We start from the raw sequence: 20,815 nt of genomic DNA on the forward strand, positions 1-20,815 counted from the left end.
TTTTACAATGCAGAAACTATTTAATAATTAGTTTTTAACTTTCTTATAATTCTTAATTACCCCGTTTAAAATTACGGTTAACACTATAATCGAGGCGCCGATATAAAACTCAGGGCTCATTTTTTCACTTTCGCTGAATACCAAAATACCCAATATGATTCCGTAAATCGGTTCCAGATTAATGGTCAGCATTACCGTGTAGGGCGTTAAATATTTCATCACTTTTACTGAGGCCAGAAAAGCATAAGCCGTACAAACAGATCCCAGAACAAACAACCAAAGTAAATCATTGGTTGAAATCCGGAAAAAATCTTCGGTAAAACTTCCGGAGAACAGCAAGTAGATGGAAAAGAATCCAACACCGCCTAAAAGCTCGTAAAAAGTAATAACCGCGGCATCATTGTATTGGGCAAATTTTCCGTTGATAACCGAAAACATCGCTGATAAGAACGCGGAAGTCAGGGCTAACAGAATCCCTTCGATATAATTCCCTTCCACATTGAATATGATTCCCAATCCGAAAACCACAAACAATCCGAAAAGGACTTCGTAGAATACGATTTTTTTACCATAGAAAATAGGTTCCAGAATGGAGGCAAATAAAGCTCCGGTCGACAAGCAAGCTAAGGTTACCGATATATTTGAAACCTTAATCGCCTGAAAAAAAGTAAACCAGTGCATGGCAATAACCAATCCGGAAAATAAAAACCCGAACATCAGCCGCTTGGAAACGACCAAAGGAATCTTGCTGACTTTAATATAAAGGAAAATAATGGAAACCGCAATTAACATCCGGTACCAAACCAACGGGAGTGCGTCAAGAGAAATCAGTTTTCCCAATACGGCAGTGAATCCCCATATGAAAACGATAAAATGGAGATGGAAGTAACTTTTCAGTTTATCGCTTGGCATTTCTGAGTAAATAAATTGCTAAAATTCCAAAGATAAAGTTTGGAAACCAAACCGCTACAAAAGGGGGGATACTGGAAGCCTCCGCCAAAACTCCGAAAATCTTTTCGAAGAAAATAAAGGTAAACGCAAGGGCAATTCCAAGCGCCAGGTTGACTCCCATTCCTCCTCTACGCTTCATCGCCGATACTGCCACAGCGATAATCGTTAATATGAACGCGGAAACCGGCAAACTGAATTTTCGGTATTTCACTACCATATAGGTATTAATATTCGAGGATCCTCTGGCTTTTTCTTTTTCGATAAACTTGTTTAACTCGCCTAAAGTCATGGTCTCGGCAATATACACCACCGGCGTCAAATCGTCTATATCGAAATCCAATTTCATTTTTCGTTGTTCTGCTGCAATCAACTGATCGTCAAGCTCGCCAACGGTTCTTTTTTTGAACCCGTATAAGGTATAGGTACTGTCGGCTTCGTTCCATTTGATACGATTGGCAATTATCTTATAATCCAGTTTGTCGCCTTTAAATTTCTCCAATGAAAAATTAAAGCCCATTTTAGACATGTAATTAAAATTGCTCACATAGATGAATTCGTCCTTACTGATTTGTCTGTATACATCCTGATTTTCACGAACTTTAGGATTGTTTTTCAGATAGGTGTATCTGAAATCATTATACCCTTTACTTGCGTTGGGCACTAAAACAAAAGCCATCAGCAGGGCAAACAAAGAAACCAAAGTGGCTCCAATGATATAAGGCCGAAGAAAACGGGTGAATGAAATTCCGGAACTTAAAATGGCGATAATCTCGGTATTGTTAGCCAGTTTGGAAGTGAACCAGATGACCGATAAGAATAAGAATATCGGAAAAAGCATGTTGGCGAAATAAATCGTAAAATCAAGATAATATTTGGCAATTTCAACAAAAGGAACTTTGTTTTCGATCATTTTATTGACCTTCTCGGACACGTCGACTACAATCCCAATAGGAATAAACAACAGTAACATCACCGAAAAAGTTCCCAGATATCGCTTTAAAATGTATTTATCGATTATTTTCATTTATTGAATTTAGAGTTTAGAACTTAGAATTTAGAACAGAAAAACTTCTTATCTCAAATTTCTAATTTCACAATTACAATCTCTGACTCATGTTTTTTACCATCATCTCTTTCCATTCGCGGAAATCTCCCGCTAAGATATGTTTTCTTGCTTCACGAACCAACCACATGTAAAACCCTAAATTGTGAATCGTCGCAATTTGTTTCCCAAGGTATTCGTTGGCGGCAAAGAGGTGACGTAAATAGGCTTTGGTATATTCGGTATCCACAAAAGTGTGTCCCATCTCATCAATCGGGGAAAAATCAGCTTCCCATTTTTTATTTTTGATGTTGATGGTGCCGTTTGCGGTGAACAGCATTCCGTTTCGTGCATTACGCGTAGGCATAACACAATCGAACATGTCAATGCCCAATGCGATATTTTCAAGAATGTTGATTGGTGTTCCGACACCCATTAAATAACGGGGTTTGTCTTCCGGTAAGATGGCCGTAACCACTTCGGTCATGGCGTACATCTCCTCCGCCGGCTCCCCTACTGACAATCCGCCGATAGCGTTACCCTGCGCACCGGCATTGGCGATATATTCCGCCGATTGCTCACGCAAATCCTTATAGGTACTTCCCTGAACAATAGGGAAAAACGTTTGTTCGTAACCGTATTTGAAAGGCAGTTTTTCCAGATGATTGATACAACGATCCAACCAACGGTGTGTCATTTTCATCGATTTTTGCGCATAACGGTAATCGCATGGATAGGGCGTACATTCGTCGAAAGCCATGATGATATCGGCACCGATTGTACGTTGGATTTCCATAACGTTTTCGGGAGAAAAGAAATGGTACGATCCGTCAATATGCGATTTAAATTTAACCCCTTCTTCTTTGATTTTTCTATTGGAAGAAAGCGAATACACCTGATAACCACCCGAATCGGTCAGGATATTTCTGTCCCAGTTCATGAATTTATGCAATCCTCCGGCTTTTTCAAGAATCTCCGTCTGCGGACGAAGGTATAAATGATAGGTATTCCCTAAAATAATATCCGGATTGATATCGTCTTTTAACTCTCTTTGGTGTACTCCTTTAACGGAAGCAACGGTTCCAACGGGCATAAAAATAGGGGTTTCAATTACGCCGTGATCGGTAGTAATGGATCCTGCTCTGGCCTTGGTTTGTGGGTCTTTAAGTAATAAATCGAACTTCATATATACATTTTACAATCGGCAAAGATAAAAGAATTGTGAGTTATGAATTATGAATTATGGATTTAATTAACATCCGCTAAACATTTCTAAAAATCCGATAATCTAATCTTCTGAAAAATCCAATTATCTGATTATCTTTGCGGCAGTTTAACTTTTACATATAAAATGAAGCGTAACACACAACAATTAAGCAATTTAACGATTCAGGTAAGAAGAGACATTCTTCGTATGGTACACGCTGTAAATTCTGGTCACCCGGGAGGTTCTTTGGGTTGTACCGAATTTTTAGTGGTTTTATACCAAAACATCATGGAACGCAAACCCGGTTTTGACATGAACGGTATCGGAGAAGACCTTTTCTTCTTATCGAACGGACATATTTCTCCGGTTTTCTACAGCGTTCTGGCCAGAAGCGGCTACTTCCCGGTTTCAGAATTGGCTACTTTCAGAAAATTAAATTCGAGATTACAAGGACATCCAACCACTCACGAAGGTTTACCGGGTGTGAGAATGGCTTCCGGCTCCTTAGGACAGGGGTTATCAGTTGCCATCGGAGCGGCTCAGGCTAAAAAACTGAACAACGACAATCATACTGTATATGCTTTATTGGGTGACGGAGAACTTCAGGAAGGTCAAAACTGGGAAGCTATCATGTATGCTTCTGCAAAAAAAGTGGACAACCTGATTGCTACTATCGATTTAAACGGAAAGCAAATTGACGGAACTACGGATGAAGTTTTAAACATGGGAAGTGTGAAAGCTAAGTTTGTAGCGTTCGACTGGGATGTTGTTGAAATCAAAGAAGGAAACAACATTGAAGATATTATCGCAGGTTTGAATCACGCCAAATCACTTTCAGGAAAAGGAAAACCGGTTTGTATCTTGTTACATACTGAGATGGGACATGGTGTTGATTTCATGATGCATACCCATGCTTGGCACGGAAAAGCACCAAACGATGAACAATTGGCAACTGCTTTAGCCCAAAATTATTCTGAAGACGAAGTGGATTATTAATTTAGTGATCCTTCGCAGCATTCAGCGAATTCGATTACTGATTTTAAAACCTTAGCGCCTTTGGCCATAGTAGCTCTAAACCTTAAAAGAAAACAATGAAAAAATATACAAATACAGGAAGTAAAGATACCCGTTCGGGCTTTGGAGCGGGAATGACCGAATTGGGTCAGAAAAACGAAAATGTGGTAGCCCTTTGTGCGGACTTAATCGGATCGTTAAAATTTGACGATTTCAAAAAGAACCACCCGGAGCGTTTCTTCCAAATCGGAATTGCTGAGGCAAACATGATTGGAATTGCAGCCGGCTTAACTGTTGGCGGAAAAATTCCTTTTACAGGAACTTTTGCTAACTTTTCAACCGGTCGTGTTTACGATCAGATTCGTCAGTCGGTTGCTTATTCTGACAAGAACGTAAAAATATGTGCTTCACACGCAGGATTAACCCTTGGTGAAGACGGTGCCACCCACCAGATTTTAGAAGATATCGGTTTGATGAAAATGTTACCCGGAATGACGGTTATCAACACGTGTGATTACAACCAGACCAAAGCGGCTACGTTAGCGCTAGCGGATCACCATGGACCGGCTTATTTGCGTTTCGGACGCCCCGTAGTGCCTAACTTCACTCCGGCAGACGAACCATTCGTAATCGGAAAAGCGATCATGCTAAACGAAGGAACCGATGTTACGATTATCGCTACAGGTCACTTGGTTTGGGAAGCGTTGGTTGCTGCGGAAGCTTTGGAAGCGAAAGGCATTTCTGCGGAAGTCATCAACATTCACACGATTAAACCTTTGGATGAAGAAGCGATTTTAAAATCGGTTGCCAAAACAGGTTGTGTGGTTACCGCTGAGGAACATAACATCTTAGGAGGTTTGGGAGAAAGCGTGGCGAGAACACTGGCTTTAAACAACCCGAAACCACAGGAATTTGTTGCGGTTCAGGACAGTTTTGGAGAATCCGGAACCCCAGAGCAATTGATGGAAAAATACAAGTTAAACAATCAGGCGATTGTGGAAGCTGTTGAAAGAGTGATTAAAAGAAAATAATCTTTCATTTTACATATAAAAAAATCCCGCTCAATGAGCGGGATTTTTTTGTTTTTATTTCATTAGTAATCCGTATACGGAGGTTTTGCCGTACGGTCAAGATGTCTTCTCAAACGGGTTGTTGTTGTTCCGTCTCCGGAAGCATCAGGAATTCCCTTAGGTTCTGTTTCATCCACATCAACTGTAGCCGGATCATCAACCATAGGATTAAAAGGGTAGAATGCACTGGTTCCCTGACCTGCCAATATAGGTGTAGGCTTCTTAATCTCGTCTTTTGTCAAATACCCATCATTATCGTCATCAGCATCAAATACATTCGGAATCCCATCGCCATCCGTATCCAATAATGTTCCATCAGCATTTAAAATATATTCATAACGGGATGGAATTTTATCATTATCCAAGTCAGTATAAGTAACCGCATGAAGATTGAATGTAAAGATTAATGGTGCATACTGCGGAATATTTCCGAAAGATTGATTGTAATACCCTAACCCGGAAGGTAAAAACATCACTCCCGAACCGTAATTTTCAGAATTTAATGTCCCGTCACCATTTAAAGGATCCAAATAACCAGCTCTAAATTCCGGAAAAATATATTCCCACCCCTTAGTGGCCACATCCGCCAATCCGATCTGAGTAGGGTTAGGTGCATAATCAAATTGTTGCGTCGCCAAATCATACTGATTTGTAATCGCATTAAAGGTACGTGTCAATGAAATCCCTCTGTAGCTCGTTAAAACAACATCAACACCACAAGGTTTATCTCCATCAGCATCCGTATCTCCTTTGCCATCAAACTTCAGATAATAAACTTTAAAATCAACGCCAAATCGTTTAACAATCTTATACAACAAAGGATATTCTGTCTGATCCCAAATCGAAACGGTATGGGTAGCGTCAAGCGGATTCATAACCACACTAGTCACATCACCATCTACATCTTTGGTAACTTCAACATAATATTTATGCAAATAATCCTCAATCTTAACTAAATCTTCCGGGTACACTTCAGGATGTGGTCTTGCCTCAACGGGTCCGACACCATCATCTTTCTGACAGTTAGCAAACAGTACCGCTATGGCGAAAACACTAAATATCTTAAAAATTCTATTCATTATTCGTACATTTTAATGGCCGCAAGATACAATTTTCATTTATTTTTGTACTCCTATTAACAATGATTTTAACGAATTCGTATGAGAATCGATAAATATTTGTGGTGTGTTCGTTATTACAAAACCCGAAGTATCGCCACTGAAGCCTGTAAAAAAGGACAGATTACCGTAAACGGACAGGACGCAAAGCCTTCCCGCGAAGTATTTCCTACCGATAAAATCACGCTTCGAAAAGACCAGATTAGGTATGTTTTGACCGTATTGGACATTCCCGCAAATCGTGTCGGACCGAAATTGGTGGATATTTACCGGAAAGACGAAACGCCGGCCGAAGCATTCGAACATCTGGAATTGTTGAAATTATCCAAAGAGCATTATCGCACCAAAGGACAAGGCCGACCAACCAAAAAGGACCGAAGAGACATTGACGATTACACCATAGAGCCGGAAGAAGATGAAAAAACAACTGAATAAAGACTATTGGGAAAACCGCTACGAAGCAAACGAAACCGGTTGGGATGTTGGTGAAATCACCACACCACTGAAAGAATACATCGATCAGATTGAAAACAAAAATCTCAAAATACTGATTCCGGGTGCCGGAAACGGTTATGAGTTGGATTATCTCCTATCCAAGGGATTCAAAAACGTTTTTGTTGTCGATTTAGCAGAAGCACCATTGCAAAACATCAAAAAAAGGATTCCGGAATTCCCTGAAAATCAACTCATAAAAAGCGATTTCTTCGAGCTCGAAGGAAACTACGATTTGATATTGGAACAAACGTTCTTTTGCGCTTTAACTCCGGAATTGCGCGAGAAATACGTTTCCAAAATGCATTCCTTACTTTCCGGAAACGGCAAACTGTTCGGACTGCTGTTTGATTTCCCGTTAACCGAAGAAGGCCCTCCCTTCGGAGGCAGTAAAGCGGAATACCTAAATCTGTTTTCAGAAAAATTCAACATTAAAACATTGGAAACCGCTTATAATTCTATCAAACCGAGAGCCGAAAGAGAGTTATTCTTTATATTTCTTCCTAAATGATAATTAGAACCTAAGGAAGAAGTGACCTTATTAAAAATTCATTATTTTTGGTTGCATTTTAAACAATGCCTTTTTAAGACGTTTTGAAGCAAAACAACAACACAACAAATGAAAAATATTATTTTAACACAAAGCCAAATTCAACATAAAACCAAACGTATCGCCTATCAGATTTACGAAACTTTTGTGGATGAAAACGAAGTGGTTTTAGCCGGAATTGCAAACAGCGGTTACATTTTCGCCCAAAAAATCGCAGCCGAACTGGAAAAAATATCCGATTTGAAGGTGATACTGTGTGAAGTGAAAATCAACAAGAACAATCCCCAGGATCAAATAACCACTTCCTTAAAAACGGAAGACTATGAAAATAAAGGATTAGTTCTGGTTGATGACGTTCTGAATTCGGGCACGACCTTAATTTATGGCGTGAAGTATTTTTTAGATGTTCCCCTGAAGAAATTCAAAACGGCGGTGCTGGTTGACCGTAATCATAAAAAATATCCCGTAAAAGCTGATTTTAAAGGCATTTCACTTTCCACGTCGTTATTAGAACACATACAAGTGGTTTTTGAGGAAAATGACGAATACGCCTATTTAAGTTAAAAGCGTATTTATCTCCTGAACAATCTCGTCTGGCGTTTTAGCGTCAACCGAAACCACATGCTTGGCCTGATTGTAAAAGTAACTTCTCTCGAACAGGTGTTTGGCAATGAATTCCTGAAATTCGTCACCTTCCTTCGAAGCCAGTAAAGGACGGTGCGCTTTTTCAGCTGACAATCGTTTGATCAATTCCGGTAAGGATGCTTTTAAATAAACCGATGTTATGCCTTCTTTTTGCAGTTGCAGATGATTATTTGCATAACAAGGCGTACCTCCTCCCAAACTGAGAATGAAATCGATTTGTGTTGCCAAAAAGTGATTCAGTGTTTCGTGTTCCAATTTTCGGAATCTGATTTCTCCCAGTTCCAAAAACAATTCCGAAATGGTTTTTTGCATATTTTTTTCGATGATTTCATCCAGATCAAAAAAAGGAATTCCTGTTTTTTCAGACATTATTTTCCCCACCGTGGTCTTTCCGGAACCCATATAGCCCAATAAAACGATTTTCTTCATACCAATAAAACCTTATAAACTAAGCGCTTAAGAAAGCAGATTAAAAAAAAGTCAAATTTATAATAAATTTCCCTTGGAAAATAAATAATACGCCTTATATTTGCACCCGCAATCAGGAAATGATTACAGACTCGGTAGCTCAGCTGGTAGAGCACATCACTTTTAATGATGGGGTCCTGGGTTCGAATCCCAGCCGGGTCACAAAAATGACCAAATTCATTTCCTGAAAGCAACGACTCGGTAGCTCAGCTGGTAGAGCACATCACTTTTAATGATGGGGTCCTGGGTTCGAATCCCAGCCGGGTCACGAAAAGTTAAGCACATTGCTTAACTTTTTTTGTTTACAGCAAGGCCACGTGGAGAAATTGGTAGACTCGCCATCTTGAGGGGGTGGTGCTGCAAGGCGTATGGGTTCGAATCCCATCGTGGTCACGAATAAACAGAAAGAGTAAAATTCAAATAGTAAAGCTCGCTTTAAAAATTTGATTTTTACTCTTTCTGCTTTCAAAGCGTAGCTTTGTTGGGAAAGTAAAATCAATCCCATCGCGGTCAAAAAATGAAAAATCCGAATAACAGACAATTTCGTTATTCGGATTTTTCATATCGGTTTCTTTCGCTTTCTAAACAGGTTTTAAACCCCAAACACTTTTCTGATTAATGCTTTTATAAAAGGAAGCTTCGGACAGCTTAAAATCACCTTTACATCTTCCGTGAACGCGGTATCCTCATCCAAAAACCTAAAAACCGTTTCGGGTTTTACCTTAGAAAACATGCTGCCGAACAAATGGTACCCCAAATGATTCTCCCGAAACAAAACATCCACAAACAAACTGTCATAAAAAGTAAAACGATTTGACTTATACAATGGAGAGAAATCCGTTGCGTTTCTCTTCAAATGCGCGACAACTTTTTTAGACAGTTTAACCGAATTTTTAAATGTATACCCGGTACTGGCCTTCGTCCATCCTCCCGCCGAACCGATATTAAGCACTCGTTTCGAATTTTTTTTCCAAAAAGGATAGGCTGTCATCGGAATAACGCCTTTCTCTTTTCGGAGGATTTCATAATCAGCGATATCCTTTTGTTTCAGATATTCCACAATGGCATTTTCATACGCTTCGTTTTCGAGTATTTCCGCAGAAAACAAGGTATATTCCACCAAAGCCTCCGTAGTCGAAATCGGCAACACATACATAAATCGCGTATTCCCTTTTTGCTCCACCGAGAAATCCATAAAAGTAGCACTGTTCAAATCAAAAACAGGAACAGGGGTTTTCACAAACCAACCCTGAAAATGCTGCAACAATAAAGGGTACTTTTTGTGATTTCGTAACTGGTTCAAATCTAAAACACTGTTCAAGATCACTTCTCCATGATACGATGTCACATCCGTGGTAACCACAACTTCCGACGGACGCTCAACATAGTGCATCACCCGCTCTTTTTTCCAAACCAAGTTGGGATACGCCTTTAATTCACTTAACACTTTCCTATAAAACAACGACGACTCAATCATTTTGTATTTCATTCCGGAGCTGAAACACTCGATTGTCTTTTCATTGTTGATAAAAAAGCCACTCTTCCATTCTTTCGTAACTACCGCATCCCATTCACCTTCCCCGTGTTCCCAGAAACACCAGGTACGGTCATTGTGTTCTTTTTCGGAGGGTTCCAACAACAAAATCTTCTTGCTTTTCAATACATCAGCCACCATCATTTCATGCAAAACCATCAAGCCTGCCAAGCCTACTCCCGCGAAAATATAATCGTATCGGATCATTTATGAAATATTTTTAACAAATGTAACCATTCGGAATAAATAAACCCGTAATTTTGTTTAACGAAATCAAGAAAAAGATGAACGTAGTAAAAAGTGTTTTCAGCATAAAAGATCTGGAAAATCTCTCCGGCATTAAAGCGCACACCATTCGTATTTGGGAAAAAAGATATAACATTCTGGAACCAATGCGAACCGACACCAATATCAGAAGTTACGACCTGACAAACCTTCAGAAGCTCCTGAATATTTGCCTGCTGATTCAACACGGGTATAAAATATCAAGAATCTCCACGTTTTCCAATGAAAAGATTGCCGGAATGGTTAATGAGATTTCCTCAGAGAAAAACACAAAAAGTCATGCCATCAGCGCTTTTAAAATAGCCATGATGAATTTTGATCAAACTGCTTTTCTTAAAACCTATGACGAATTACTCAACGAGAAAAAATTCAGCACCGTTTTTTACGATGTGTTCATCCCTCTCTTGGAAGAATTGGGATTGTTATGGCAAACAGCCACTATCAGTCCGGCACACGAACATTTCATCAGCCATCTGATCAAACAGAAATTATTAATCAACATTGAAAAGCTGCAACGTACCAATTCTGAAAAATCAGACCGTGTTTTTGTACTTTACCTACCCTCAAATGAAATTCACGAGTTGGGACTGCTTTACCTCAACTATGAAATTCTGCACAACGGTTATAAAACCATTTTTCTTGGATCCAGTATTCCGACCGAATGCCTTTTGGATGTGAAAAAATACTTCAATAACATCACTTTTGTAACCTACATAACGGTAGAACCGAACCCGGAACATGTAAACGACTACATACAAACCGTAAACGATACCGTGTTAAATGACTCCGATTCCAAGTTGTATGTATTGGGCAGAATGACCGAATTCGTTGACAATCATCGCCTTTCAGAAAAGACACGTGTCTTCCAAACCATTGGAGAGCTTTCCAAAGAATTAAAAATATAAAAAAGAGTATTTGTTTTTTGTTTAATTTTTCAATACATTTGTTAAACAAAATATGAAAACAACTATCCAAATTATCGGTTCCGGCTTTTCTTCCTTAGCTGCCGCCTGTTACCTTGCCAAAGAAGGTAACAATGTCTGCGTTTACGAAAAAAACAACACCATCGGAGGGCGTGCGAGACAATTAAAAAAGGAAGGCTTCACATTTGACATTGGTCCGACCTGGTATTGGATGCCCGATGTCTTTGAACGTTTCTTTTCCGATTTCAGCAAAAAACCTTCCGACTATTACGAACTCATTAAACTGAGTCCGGCGTATCAGGTGTATTTTGACACCAATGACTTCGTAACTATTGCCGATAATTTGGACGAAATAATCGCCACTTTTGAAAGCATCGAAGAGGGAAGCGGAAAAAAACTGGCCGCCTTCATGAAAGAAGCGCAAAGCAACTACAACATTGCGATTAAGGATTTAGTGTATCGTCCGGGAGAATCTCCATTGGAATTGGTTACGCCGGAAACGGCTTTGAAAGTCGGACAATTCTTCAGTAACATTTCAAGAGACATCCGAAAACAGTTTAAAAATAAAAGGTTGGTTCAGATTCTGGAATTTCCGGTATTGTTCTTGGGTGCTAAACCGTCAGACACGCCGTCATTTTACAGTTTCATGAATTTTGCCGATTTTGGTCTCGGTACCTGGCATCCGAAAAACGGCATGTACAGTGTTATTCTGGCCATGGAAAGCCTAGCACGGGAACTCGGCGTGGAAATTCATACCGATGCTGCTGTGGAAAAGATCATAGTGGAAAACGGAAAAGCAATAGGAATACAAGTTAATGGCAAGAAAATCTATGCCGACATTGTTTTAAGCGGTGCCGATTATCATCACTCCGAAACCTTATTGGATGAAAAACACCGCATGTATTCTGAAAACTATTGGGACAAGAAGACCTTTGCGCCTTCTTCTCTACTGTTTTATGTCGGTTTCGATAAAAAAATTCAGAACACAGAACACCATTCATTGTTTTTTGATGTGGATTTTGATACGCATGCCGCGGACATATACGACAATCCGAAATGGCCGGAAAACCCGCTTTTCTATGCCAGTTTCCCATCCAAAACCGATAGCAATTCGGCACCGGACGGAAAAGAAGCCGGTATTTTTCTGATTCCGTTGGCACCCGGAATTGAAGACACACCGGAATTGCGGGAACGCTACTTCGACAAAATCATTACCCGATTGGAGAAACTAACGAATCAGTCGGTAAAAGAGAACATCCTTTTCAAGGAGTCGTTTTGTGTGAACGATTTCATAAAAGATTACAATTCATACAAAGGGAATGCATACGGCATGGCCAACACGCTGCTGCAAACCGCTTTTTTACGCCCCAAACTGAAAAGCAAAAAGGTGAAAAACCTTTACTTTACAGGACAACTTACCGTTCCCGGCCCCGGTGTTCCGCCATCATTGATTTCAGGGAAATTAGTATCCGATTTGATTAAAAAGCACTACAAACCCGAAAAACAACTCCTATGAAAGCACTTTTTGACCAAGTTTCGTTTGAATGCAGTAAGAATGTGACCAAAGCGTACAGTACGTCGTTTTCGAGTGCCGTAAAAATGCTGGCGCCCTCTATCCGACAGGACATCTATAACATATATGGTTTTGTTCGCTTTGCCGATGAGATTGTAGACACGTTTCATGAGTATGATAAAGAACAACTTTTCCTGCTTTTTGAGGAAGATTTGGAAAAGGCATTGGAAAATAAAATCAGCCTGAATCCGGTATTGAACTCCTTTCAGCATACGGTTAACAAATATGCTATCCCAAAAGAACTGATTACAGCTTTCATGAAAAGTATGAAATTGGATTTGTACAAAAACGAATACACCACTTTCGATGAATACAACGAATACATTTACGGGTCGGCCGATGTGGTGGGATTAATGTGCTTAAAGGTTTTTGTGAACGGAAACGATGTAAAATACGAGGAATTGAAAGAAGGCGCCATGCGATTAGGTTCGGCGTTTCAGAAAGTGAATTTTTTGAGGGATCTGAAGGCCGATCATGACGATTTGAACCGAACCTATTTCCCTAATACGGATTTGTCACGTTTGGATGAAGCTTCAAAACAACAGATTATCCAGGAAATCGAAACCGATTTTGAAGCGGGATTTCAGGGCATCATCAAGCTGCCGTTGGAAGCAAAATTCGGAGTATATACGGCTTATGTGTATTACAAAAAATTGCTTTCCAAACTTAAAAAGACACCTTCTTTGGAAATTAAAAACACGCGAATTCGGGTACCCGATTATGAAAAAGTAGGGCTTTTAGCCAAATGTTATCTGAATTATCGCTTAAATTTAATCTAAAAAACAAACACCATGTGGTTACATATTTTAGTTTTTGTACTTACTTTCTGTTTTATGGAATTCATGGCTTGGTTTAGTCACAAGTACATAATGCACGGTTTTTTGTGGTCGCTACATGCCGATCATCATAAAAAAGATCACGATTCGTGGTTTGAAAGAAACGATGCCTTCTTTATATTTTATGCTGTAATCAGTATTGGTTTCTTTTTACTTTGGAAAAATGATATTCTGGAAATAGGATTGGCTATCGGGTTGGGTATATTCGCTTATGGTTTGGCCTATTTCATGGTTCATGATATTTTCATTCACCAACGTTTCAAATGGTTTCGCAATGCCAACGGCCGTTATGCCAAAGCAGTTCGCAGAGCCCATAAAATGCATCACAAACACATTGGAAAAGAAGACGGCGAATGTTTCGGCATGTTACTGTTCCCTAAAAAATATTTCAAACAATAAAAAAGCCCCGATGTGTATCGGGACTTTTTTATTAAGGTTGCATCAACGCCTGTAACGGTTTGAGTTGTTCCATATCGACATTTGCTTTCTGCATCAGACTCATCAGGTTCATCACGTGAGTCGGATTCATATCCTCACCCAAAACCCTAACGACGGCAAAACCATTTTCTTTTTTATTGGCAAACAGCACAAACTCTTCGATGTGTTCGTCTTCCCCAACAAAATAGATCGCACCGCCTTCTTTTCCGGATCCCACTTTCATCAGTTCCTGATAGCTTTTGTCTTTCAGAATAGTGCTGATCTTCGTACGTTCGGCATCAAACTCTTTCTGATTGGTCGAATCGGCTTTAAAGGCCAGCACATTGATTTTTTTGAAAGATTCCAGTGCGGCTTTTTCTTCTCCGGTTAAAGTCACCTTGTCCACATTGATAAAGCTTGGCGCGATATCTACAGCGACGAATTCCTTATTTTCGGTGTTCTCTACAAAATATTTCTGCAGCGACGGTTTTTGTTCGCAGCCTGCAAGAAGCAATGCGGAAACAAGTCCTATGAATAGATAGCGCTTCATGATTATTTTTTAGAGGCTTTTTTCAAAGAATCACCACCCGGTAATTTCATTTTTTCGGTCAAAGCGGAGATTTCATCCAAATCGAAGTTCCCGGTTAACGAAAGTAAAACTGTTTCGTTTTTGGTATTGGCACCTTCAATGAACATTAAAAGTTCTTTTACCTGATTGCTGGTTGCTCCTGATTTTACATAAATTTTCACGTTTTTACCGCCATCGTTCACACGCATTAATTCGTCTAACGGATTGGATTTCAAATAACTGGTAACCGTTGATTTCATTTCCGAAGCCGGTTTCGCACTGTTTGTGGTAAACACCTTCAGGTTGTCTAATTTTTTTAGCAATCCCATGTAGGCCTGCGCCTGCTTATCGGAAGCATCCACTTTCACTTTGCTCATTAATTCGAACATTTTCTTGTTTACGATTACTGAGGTTACGCTTTCCTGACCGTCGAATTTGTCGAAAGCGGTCTGTGCGAATAAGGTTGTTGAAAATAGTGCTATTACTAATGTTAAAAATAATTTGTTCATTTTTTGATTATTTAAAGATTGTTTTTGTTGTTTGATTGTACTCGTTAACGTAGTCGATACTTTTTACGCCTTGATTCACATTTTCCGAAACCATTTCCAAGGCTTTCTGCGTTTCCTGGAAAGCCAATTCCGGGTTGTCAAAAGTACCTAAATCCTGAGGTTGCTCCGGTTTCTGATTAAAAATGTAAAACGTACCTAACAAAACTGCCACACTTGCCGCAACGGAAATCCACGCTACATAACTGCGTTTTCTGGGTTGTAGTGGAACCGTTTTAGTGAATTGTTCTTGTTTTGCCTGACGGAAGTAACCAAAAACTGCACGGTATTGTTCCAAATGGGGCGCCACATCTGGAGATGAAAAGTAGCTTTTCAACTGCTTCTCTTCGGCAATACTGGTTTCTCCTGAAAAGTATTTTTCTACTAGTTTTTCAATTGTATGTAATTCCATAATTATGCTTTTTAACCAATTGTTCTCTTATTTCTTTTCTTGCTCTGGAAAGGGCGACTCTAACCGCCGTTTCACTCATTTCCATAATTTTTGCAATTTCTGCAAATTCATATTCTTCCACGTCCCGCATCTGAATAATCAACCGTTGTTGTTCGGGTAAGGTTTCCATTATTTTTTCCACCCAGTCCCAACTGTCTTTGTCTTCAATTTGCCGTTGAACACTTGCGGTCCGGTCGGAATAATTACTGTGGACTATCTGCAAATTAGATGCCCTTTTCGATTTTAACTGATCGAGGCAGTAATTTTTGGTCATCGTCATCGCAAATGCTTCCACACTGGAATAATTTGAAAGAACATTATTATTTTTCCACAATTTCACCAAAACTTCCTGTGTTGCGTCTTCGGCTTCTTCGGTGCTCACGAGCAACCTTTTTGCCATCCGAAACAACTTGTCTTTAAAAGGAGAAATTAAATTTACAAACTCCTGTTGATTCATGATTTCATTGGTTTGGTGTTGGTTTATACAATCAAGACGAACTACTCTTCTCTTTGTTACAAGGTACGATAAAAATTTTCAACCCTTTTTAAAAATAAAAACCCCGACTCTTTCGAATCAGGGTTTTACATACCTTAAAAAATATAATTACTATTAAAAAAGTATGTTCAATCCTATTTTGAAGTTTCTTCCACGCGTACTGTAACCTACCGTTTCCACAAAATCTTCATTGAAAATATTGGTAACTGCTCCGAAAACAGTCATTCTGTTTTTAATCAGTTCGTGTTTTACCGTGAAGTTTAACAATTGATAGGCGTCTAATTTTACCGGAACTGTCGCAAAGGTTCCGCCGTCAAAGTAAGCATCGCTTCGGTCACCGATATATTGGTAATTCAGATTTAAAAACAATCTTGCTGATGCCTGAAAATCAACGGAAGCGTTTCCTTTGTGTTTTGAAATTAGACGACTTAACTTTTCCTCGGGTTGTGTAAAGGTGTAATTGGCATTCAGTCTTACTTTATCGGTCACGGAATAACTCACTGCCGATTCTACCCCTTTCACATTGTATTTTCCTTCCACATTAATATAGTACGATTCCCATGTCGCCATGTCGGTGAAGAACCCCATTGAATTTTTCTCTTCCCTATGAAAGGCCACGGCATTCAGGGTCACTTTTTTATTTAACAACGTGGTTTCAAAACCGGCTTCAACGGTAGCATTTTCTTCCGGGGTCAATTTTAAATTTCCGTAAGGCGAATACAATTGGTACAAACTTGGCGTAATATAAGCTGTACTGTAGGATGCCACAACTTTTAAAGGAAATCCGGAAAAATTGTACGAGGGGTTAATATTGTAAACCAAATGACTGTCATAAACACTGTGCATGTTGTAACGCGCACCGGCATTGATATTCAATCCGAAGTTGGAATTGTAAACTGCTGTTAAATAAGGGTCAACCGTATTGAACTTGGCCGTTTCTTTTTCAATGACATCGTAAGGAGTTTCGGAATTCATTTCATGAAACTGAAACTGTCCTCCGGCTACTACAAAAAACTGATTAGTGATTGCATATTTATTGAACGCATCCACATTAACACTTCTGGATTTGTAATCGCTTTCGTCCATCCCTGAGGTCCAACTGTTGAAGGTATTGTAATTTCGTTCTATGGTATTGAAAGCCGAATTCAGAACAAATTCTCCTTTATTGTATTTGTATTTCGGGGAAAATCCAAATCGGAATTGCTCTGAAGTGGAAACGTTAAACGGCGAATCCGGATTGGAGAAATTATCAAAACTACCGTCAAATGTATTCTTCACTCTGTCGTAATTAGCAAAGAAGTCCAACGCCAGTTTTTGTGTTGGTGTAAAACCTAACTTAACCAAGGAATTCACTCTTGAAAAACGATCGTCTTCATATGTTGCCGACTGTGGAACTGCCGCTTCCGAAATCCCTTTGGTTTCCGTGCTGTTCAAAGACGCATAGTAATTGAATTTACGCAATGTTCCGTTCACGGCGAATCCCTGATTGAAATCCTGCGGATTGTATTTCACTTTATCGGCAGTCATTTGCGTTCCCATGCTCATATAGGCATTTCCTGCAATTTCCTTTTTAGCCGCTTTTTTAAGGGTGATATTGATTACTCCTGTAGCCGCACCGGTTCCGTATAACGTACTGGAAGCGCCTTTCATGATTTCAATGCTTTCCACCTGTTCTACCGGAATCAATCGCAAATCGTATTCCAAATTAATTCCGGAAGCATCGGTTACCGGAATTCCGTCAATCATAATTAACGTCTGGCGGTTACGTCCACCCCTGATGTAATACCCAAGGTTTTTACCTGCCCCACTCTGGTTACCGTTAACCTCAACACCTGTTACACTGCTTAATACCGTGGCTACAGATTGTCCGGACTTTTTCTCTAACTCTTCTTTGGTGATTTTTACAATCACTTTTCCGGATTTCTCTTTAGGTAAAGCAAATTTCGAATCGGAAATTACTACCTCATCCAATTGTTTTGATTTGGTAATACTGTCGTTTTCCTGCGCAAAAGCACAAATACTCCACAATAGGGATACTGCACCAAAGCGAACTGTTTTTTTGTTCATTTTAGTTAAAAAATACTTTTAATAATGTGGGAGAAAAGCATAGAATTTACCCATACCCAAACCTTTTTTCCCGAAAGTTTGTTACTCGTTGTATTAGGCAGGTCTCCTGGCTTGCGTCCTGTTATCTCACCTTCCCATCGCGCTTTAGCGGACAGTGGCATGAAGAATAACAACAGGCTTTTTAGCTTACAGTTGCGGGTACAGCTTAGGTATTGCACCTAATTCCCTTTTAATACGTCCCGATAAAATCGGGAGCATAACCTCAATACGGTGGCAAATATACTTCGAAGATTGAAATAATCTAATAAAATTTAAAGAAATAGTATTAATACGTCATAAAAAACTGTAGAAATAAATTTAACTTTGCACTTTATTCAATAAGGCAAAAAATGAAAAATCAGTTTTCTGTAGCGTTGCTATCCTTTATTTTCTTATTTCTTTCCTGTAAAAAAGAACAGCCACAAACAACTGTTGCCGAAAAAACCGAAAACAGCATCAGGCATGCAAAAGGATTGGAAATTTACAATTACAACGGCTATTCGGTTGTAAAAGTGAAGCATCCGTGGCCCAAATCCGAAAACGGTTTTACTTACATCTTAAAAGAAAAAAACGGAATTGTCCCGGACAGTCTTCAAAAATATACCACCGTTTCCGTTCCGGTACAATCGATTATTGTGACTTCGACTACTCATATCCCTTCTCTGGAAATGTTGGGTGTCGAAAATACTTTGGTTGGATTTCCGCATACCGATTTCATTTCTTCCGAAAAAACCCGTGCGTTGATTGATGCCGGAAAAGTGAAAAACCTGGGACAGAATGAAAGCATCAATACCGAAGTGGCCATTGATTTGTCTCCCGAAGTGATTGTGGGATTCAGTATCGACAGTAACAACAAAACGTTCAACAATCTGGAAAAAGCAGGAATGAAAATTCTTTATAATGGCGACTGGACCGAACAGACACCGCTGGGAAAATCCGAATGGATCAAATTTTTCGGTGCGCTGTACGGGAAAAACAAAGAAGCCGAGGAAGTTTTCAAAAAGATTGAAAAAGACTATACTGATGCTGTCGTTTTAGCACAAAAAGCAACGAACCGCCCTACGGCTTTAAGCGGCGGAATGTATCAGGATACCTGGAATTTACCGCAAGGCGACAGTTGGGCTGCCTTATTTTTAAGAGATGCTAATATTCATTATTTATGGAAAGACACCAAAGGCATCGGGAGTTTGGCTTTGAGCTTTGAAAAGGTATTGGAAAAAGCACAAAATGCCGAGTACTGGTTTGGTCCCGGACAGTTTTCAACGTTGAAAGAGCTTTTGGATTCGAATCCGCATTATGCTCAATTTAAAGCCTTTAAAAATAAAAACGTATATTCGTTTACAACCAAAACTGGTGCTAAAGGCGGCGTGATTTATTACGAACAGGCAGCCAACCGTCCGGATTTGGTTTTAAAAGATCTGATTAAAATCACAAACCCCGAGGTCTTACCCGATTACCAATTGTATTTCTTTCAAAAACTGAAGTAATTTGCCAAATACCAAACGAAATACGTTCCTTTTTGCGTCACTCTTCATTGGGTTGCTCTTGTTGTTTTTCATCAACATCAGCCTGGGTTCGGTAACCATTCCGTTTAAGCAGGTTTTCAACAGTTTAACCGGCGGAGAGGTTTCCAAACAGGCATGGGAATACATCATTATCAATTACCGTTTACCTAAAGCCCTTACCGCAATTTTAACCGGTATGGGCCTTGCAACCAGTGGTTTGTTAATGCAAACATTATTCCGAAATCCGCTTGCCGGTCCCGATGTTTTGGGATTGAGCTCGGGTGCCAGTTTAGGGGTGGCGTTTGTGATTTTGGGAGCGGGTTTTCTTCCTGCTTTTTTAAGTGACGTCGTACTGTCTTCTTACGGAATCGTATTGGCTTCGACATTGGGAAGTTTCGTGGTTTTATTACTGGTTTTACTGGTTTCACAACGATTACGGGATACCATTGCGATATTGATTGTCGGTCTGATGTTCGGAAGTTTTACCAGTGCGTTTGTGGGGATACTAACCTATTTCAGTACGGCGGAACAATTACAGAAATTCACCTTCTGGTCGTTGGGAAGTTTAGGCAATTTATCGTGGCCTTCCATCGGAATACTGTCGGTTTGCGTGGGATTGGGATTATTGATGAGTGTTTTCAGCATAAAACCACTGAATGCTTTGTTGCTGGGTGAAAATTACGCCCGAAGTATGGGAATGAATTTTCAGAAAACCCGACTGGTTATCATATTAGCCACCAGTATTTTAGCAGGTAGCATTACTGCCTTTGTGGGACCAATCGCATTCATCGGAATTGCCGTTCCGCATATTGCTAAACTGCTGTTTCAAACGAGCAACCACGTAATTTTATATTGGAGTACGCTATTACTCGGTGCGGCGATCATGTTGTTTTGCGATGTGATTTCACAAATGCCGGGCGGAGATGTTACCTTACCCATCAATGCCATTACATCGATTATCGGGGCACCGGTAGTGATTTGGCTTTTGGTCCGAAAAAGAAAAATGATGAATTGAGAGA

22 protein-coding genes, 3 tRNA genes and 1 riboswitch are annotated in these 20,815 nt (G+C 39.7%); of the genes, 14 read left to right on the plus strand and 11 right to left on the minus strand.

Features of this window, described 5'->3' with window-relative positions; all coding sequences use genetic code 11:
• Positions 1-27: 27 nt before the first annotated feature.
• The 3 genes from BLQ05_RS00080 to tgt all read right to left on the minus strand — a co-directional run bounded on the left by BLQ05_RS00080 (position 28) and on the right by tgt (position 3,179).
• Positions 28-912, minus strand: a complete 885-nt coding sequence (locus BLQ05_RS00080; RefSeq protein ID WP_035653732.1) for a DMT family transporter — start codon at positions 910-912, stop codon at positions 28-30.
• A complete protein-coding gene (locus tag BLQ05_RS00085; protein ID WP_023575118.1) occupies positions 899-1,975 on the minus strand; it encodes an LptF/LptG family permease in 1,077 nt (358 codons plus the stop codon). The genes BLQ05_RS00080 and BLQ05_RS00085 overlap by 14 nt, the downstream gene beginning before the upstream one ends.
• Positions 1,976-2,048: 73 nt before the next feature.
• Positions 2,049-3,179 carry a tRNA guanosine(34) transglycosylase Tgt gene (tgt, locus tag BLQ05_RS00090; protein WP_023575119.1) on the minus strand — a complete coding sequence of 377 codons (1,131 nt, stop codon included), beginning with the start codon at positions 3,177-3,179 and terminating at the stop codon, positions 2,049-2,051.
• A 165-nt stretch (positions 3,180-3,344) separates the two neighbouring features.
• Between tgt and BLQ05_RS00095 the strand changes: the two genes are divergently transcribed.
• Together BLQ05_RS00095 and BLQ05_RS00100 are read left to right on the plus strand one after the other, a co-directional pair.
• A complete protein-coding gene (locus BLQ05_RS00095) occupies positions 3,345-4,196 on the plus strand; it encodes a transketolase (protein WP_023575120.1) in 852 nt (283 codons plus the stop codon).
• 95 nt (positions 4,197-4,291) lie between these two features.
• Positions 4,292-5,245 carry a transketolase family protein gene (locus BLQ05_RS00100; protein ID WP_023575121.1) on the plus strand — a complete coding sequence of 318 codons (954 nt, stop codon included), beginning with the start codon at positions 4,292-4,294 and terminating at the stop codon, positions 5,243-5,245.
• 62 nt (positions 5,246-5,307) lie between these two features.
• On the opposite strand, the gene BLQ05_RS00105 is transcribed toward BLQ05_RS00100, so the two are convergent.
• Positions 5,308-6,363, minus strand: coding sequence for an FKBP-type peptidyl-prolyl cis-trans isomerase (locus BLQ05_RS00105; protein ID WP_023575122.1), 1,056 nt, complete (start codon positions 6,361-6,363; stop codon positions 5,308-5,310).
• 81 nt (positions 6,364-6,444) lie between these two features.
• Between BLQ05_RS00105 and BLQ05_RS00110 the strand changes: the two genes are divergently transcribed.
• From BLQ05_RS00110 to BLQ05_RS00120, 3 genes are all read left to right on the plus strand, one after another.
• Positions 6,445-6,837: an RNA-binding S4 domain-containing protein gene (locus BLQ05_RS00110; protein WP_023575123.1), complete on the plus strand. Its 393-nt coding sequence runs from the start codon at positions 6,445-6,447 to the stop codon at positions 6,835-6,837.
• Positions 6,818-7,405 (plus strand): methyltransferase domain-containing protein, encoded by a 588-nt coding sequence (locus tag BLQ05_RS00115; RefSeq protein ID WP_035653735.1) that lies wholly within the window; start codon positions 6,818-6,820, stop codon positions 7,403-7,405. The genes BLQ05_RS00110 and BLQ05_RS00115 overlap by 20 nt, the downstream gene beginning before the upstream one ends.
• Before the next feature lie 108 nt (positions 7,406-7,513).
• Positions 7,514-8,008: a phosphoribosyltransferase family protein gene (locus BLQ05_RS00120; protein ID WP_023575124.1), complete on the plus strand. Its 495-nt coding sequence runs from the start codon at positions 7,514-7,516 to the stop codon at positions 8,006-8,008.
• Here the strand turns inward: BLQ05_RS00120 and BLQ05_RS00125 are convergent.
• Positions 8,000-8,518 carry a shikimate kinase gene (locus tag BLQ05_RS00125; RefSeq protein ID WP_023575125.1) on the minus strand — a complete coding sequence of 173 codons (519 nt, stop codon included), beginning with the start codon at positions 8,516-8,518 and terminating at the stop codon, positions 8,000-8,002. The two genes, BLQ05_RS00120 and BLQ05_RS00125, sit on opposite strands and share 9 nt — an antisense overlap.
• A gap of 128 nt (positions 8,519-8,646) precedes the next feature.
• On the opposite strand from BLQ05_RS00125, the gene BLQ05_RS00130 reads away from it, so the two are divergent.
• From BLQ05_RS00130 to BLQ05_RS00140, 3 genes are all read left to right on the plus strand, one after another.
• Positions 8,647-8,719: transfer RNA gene (locus BLQ05_RS00130), tRNA-Lys, on the plus strand.
• Positions 8,720-8,752: 33 nt separating this feature from the next.
• Positions 8,753-8,825 (plus strand) — tRNA-Lys (locus BLQ05_RS00135).
• Between the two features lie 43 nt (positions 8,826-8,868).
• A tRNA-Leu gene (locus tag BLQ05_RS00140) sits at positions 8,869-8,950 on the plus strand.
• Positions 8,951-9,149: 199 nt separating this feature from the next.
• Here the strand turns inward: BLQ05_RS00140 and BLQ05_RS00145 are convergent.
• Positions 9,150-10,298, minus strand: a complete 1,149-nt coding sequence (locus BLQ05_RS00145; RefSeq protein ID WP_023575126.1) for a lycopene cyclase family protein — start codon at positions 10,296-10,298, stop codon at positions 9,150-9,152.
• A gap of 77 nt (positions 10,299-10,375) precedes the next feature.
• Between BLQ05_RS00145 and BLQ05_RS00150 the strand changes: the two genes are divergently transcribed.
• The 4 genes from BLQ05_RS00150 to BLQ05_RS00165 are packed head-to-tail and all read left to right on the plus strand — an operon-like array spanning position 10,376 to position 14,107.
• Positions 10,376-11,281 (plus strand): MerR family transcriptional regulator, encoded by a 906-nt coding sequence (locus BLQ05_RS00150; RefSeq protein WP_035653737.1) that lies wholly within the window; start codon positions 10,376-10,378, stop codon positions 11,279-11,281.
• 52 nt (positions 11,282-11,333) lie between these two features.
• Positions 11,334-12,815 carry a phytoene desaturase family protein gene (locus BLQ05_RS00155; RefSeq protein WP_023575128.1) on the plus strand — a complete coding sequence of 494 codons (1,482 nt, stop codon included), beginning with the start codon at positions 11,334-11,336 and terminating at the stop codon, positions 12,813-12,815.
• Positions 12,812-13,651 (plus strand): phytoene/squalene synthase family protein, encoded by an 840-nt coding sequence (locus BLQ05_RS00160; protein WP_035653740.1) that lies wholly within the window; start codon positions 12,812-12,814, stop codon positions 13,649-13,651. The genes BLQ05_RS00155 and BLQ05_RS00160 overlap by 4 nt, the downstream gene beginning before the upstream one ends.
• 12 nt (positions 13,652-13,663) lie before the next feature.
• The gene (locus BLQ05_RS00165; protein WP_035653743.1) at positions 13,664-14,107 is read left to right on the plus strand and encodes a sterol desaturase family protein; all 444 of its coding nucleotides are present in this window, start codon (positions 13,664-13,666) and stop codon (positions 14,105-14,107) included.
• 31 nt (positions 14,108-14,138) lie between these two features.
• Here BLQ05_RS00165 and BLQ05_RS00170 read toward each other — a convergent pair whose 3' ends face one another.
• The 5 genes from BLQ05_RS00170 to BLQ05_RS00190 all read right to left on the minus strand — a co-directional run bounded on the left by BLQ05_RS00170 (position 14,139) and on the right by BLQ05_RS00190 (position 18,252).
• Complete coding sequence (locus tag BLQ05_RS00170; RefSeq protein ID WP_023575131.1) at positions 14,139-14,675, minus strand: DUF4252 domain-containing protein; 537 nt, start codon at positions 14,673-14,675, stop codon at positions 14,139-14,141.
• Between the two features lie 2 nt (positions 14,676-14,677).
• Entirely contained in the window at positions 14,678-15,202 is a 525-nt protein-coding gene (locus BLQ05_RS00175) for a DUF4252 domain-containing protein (RefSeq protein WP_023575132.1), read from the minus strand.
• A 7-nt stretch (positions 15,203-15,209) separates the two neighbouring features.
• Entirely contained in the window at positions 15,210-15,650 is a 441-nt protein-coding gene (locus BLQ05_RS00180) for a hypothetical protein (RefSeq protein ID WP_035653746.1), read from the minus strand.
• Entirely contained in the window at positions 15,631-16,146 is a 516-nt protein-coding gene (locus BLQ05_RS00185) for an RNA polymerase sigma factor (RefSeq protein ID WP_023575133.1), read from the minus strand. Before BLQ05_RS00185 ends, BLQ05_RS00180 begins: the two co-directional genes overlap by 20 nt.
• Positions 16,147-16,299: 153 nt before the next feature.
• On the minus strand, positions 16,300-18,252 hold the full coding sequence (locus BLQ05_RS00190) for a TonB-dependent receptor plug domain-containing protein (RefSeq protein WP_023575134.1): 1,953 nt from the start codon (positions 18,250-18,252) through the stop codon (positions 16,300-16,302).
• 79 nt (positions 18,253-18,331) lie between these two features.
• Positions 18,332-18,533, minus strand: a riboswitch (cobalamin riboswitch).
• A 108-nt stretch (positions 18,534-18,641) separates the two neighbouring features.
• On the opposite strand from BLQ05_RS00190, the gene BLQ05_RS00195 reads away from it, so the two are divergent.
• Together BLQ05_RS00195 and BLQ05_RS00200 are read left to right on the plus strand one after the other, a co-directional pair.
• Positions 18,642-19,778 (plus strand): ABC transporter substrate-binding protein, encoded by a 1,137-nt coding sequence (locus BLQ05_RS00195; protein ID WP_023575135.1) that lies wholly within the window; start codon positions 18,642-18,644, stop codon positions 19,776-19,778.
• A gap of 1 nt (position 19,779) precedes the next feature.
• On the plus strand, positions 19,780-20,811 hold the full coding sequence (locus BLQ05_RS00200) for an iron ABC transporter permease (protein WP_023575136.1): 1,032 nt from the start codon (positions 19,780-19,782) through the stop codon (positions 20,809-20,811).
• Positions 20,812-20,815: the final 4 nt, after the last annotated feature.

It is taken from the genome of Flavobacterium saliperosum, from assembly GCF_900100625.1.
Lineage (GTDB): Bacteria > Bacteroidota > Bacteroidia > Flavobacteriales > Flavobacteriaceae > Flavobacterium > Flavobacterium saliperosum.

Coding starts and splice junctions, on each gene's coding strand:
- BLQ05_RS00080 (WP_035653732.1), bottom strand. CDS start 912: ATGCCAAGCGATAAACTGAAAAGTTACTTCCATCTCCATTTTATCGTT.
- BLQ05_RS00085 (WP_023575118.1), bottom strand. CDS start 1,975: ATGAAAATAATCGATAAATACATTTTAAAGCGATATCTGGGAACTTTT.
- tgt (WP_023575119.1), bottom strand. CDS start 3,179: ATGAAGTTCGATTTATTACTTAAAGACCCACAAACCAAGGCCAGAGCA.
- BLQ05_RS00095 (WP_023575120.1), top strand. CDS start 3,345: ATGAAGCGTAACACACAACAATTAAGCAATTTAACGATTCAGGTAAGA.
- BLQ05_RS00100 (WP_023575121.1), top strand. CDS start 4,292: ATGAAAAAATATACAAATACAGGAAGTAAAGATACCCGTTCGGGCTTT.
- BLQ05_RS00105 (WP_023575122.1), bottom strand. CDS start 6,363: ATGAATAGAATTTTTAAGATATTTAGTGTTTTCGCCATAGCGGTACTG.
- BLQ05_RS00110 (WP_023575123.1), top strand. CDS start 6,445: ATGAGAATCGATAAATATTTGTGGTGTGTTCGTTATTACAAAACCCGA.
- BLQ05_RS00115 (WP_035653735.1), top strand. CDS start 6,818: ATGAAAAAACAACTGAATAAAGACTATTGGGAAAACCGCTACGAAGCA.
- BLQ05_RS00120 (WP_023575124.1), top strand. CDS start 7,514: ATGAAAAATATTATTTTAACACAAAGCCAAATTCAACATAAAACCAAA.
- BLQ05_RS00125 (WP_023575125.1), bottom strand. CDS start 8,518: ATGAAGAAAATCGTTTTATTGGGCTATATGGGTTCCGGAAAGACCACG.
- BLQ05_RS00145 (WP_023575126.1), bottom strand. CDS start 10,298: ATGATCCGATACGATTATATTTTCGCGGGAGTAGGCTTGGCAGGCTTG.
- BLQ05_RS00150 (WP_035653737.1), top strand. CDS start 10,376: ATGAACGTAGTAAAAAGTGTTTTCAGCATAAAAGATCTGGAAAATCTC.
- BLQ05_RS00155 (WP_023575128.1), top strand. CDS start 11,334: ATGAAAACAACTATCCAAATTATCGGTTCCGGCTTTTCTTCCTTAGCT.
- BLQ05_RS00160 (WP_035653740.1), top strand. CDS start 12,812: ATGAAAGCACTTTTTGACCAAGTTTCGTTTGAATGCAGTAAGAATGTG.
- BLQ05_RS00165 (WP_035653743.1), top strand. CDS start 13,664: ATGTGGTTACATATTTTAGTTTTTGTACTTACTTTCTGTTTTATGGAA.
- BLQ05_RS00170 (WP_023575131.1), bottom strand. CDS start 14,675: ATGAAGCGCTATCTATTCATAGGACTTGTTTCCGCATTGCTTCTTGCA.
- BLQ05_RS00175 (WP_023575132.1), bottom strand. CDS start 15,202: ATGAACAAATTATTTTTAACATTAGTAATAGCACTATTTTCAACAACC.
- BLQ05_RS00180 (WP_035653746.1), bottom strand. CDS start 15,650: ATGGAATTACATACAATTGAAAAACTAGTAGAAAAATACTTTTCAGGA.
- BLQ05_RS00185 (WP_023575133.1), bottom strand. CDS start 16,146: ATGAATCAACAGGAGTTTGTAAATTTAATTTCTCCTTTTAAAGACAAG.
- BLQ05_RS00190 (WP_023575134.1), bottom strand. CDS start 18,252: ATGAACAAAAAAACAGTTCGCTTTGGTGCAGTATCCCTATTGTGGAGT.
- BLQ05_RS00195 (WP_023575135.1), top strand. CDS start 18,642: ATGAAAAATCAGTTTTCTGTAGCGTTGCTATCCTTTATTTTCTTATTT.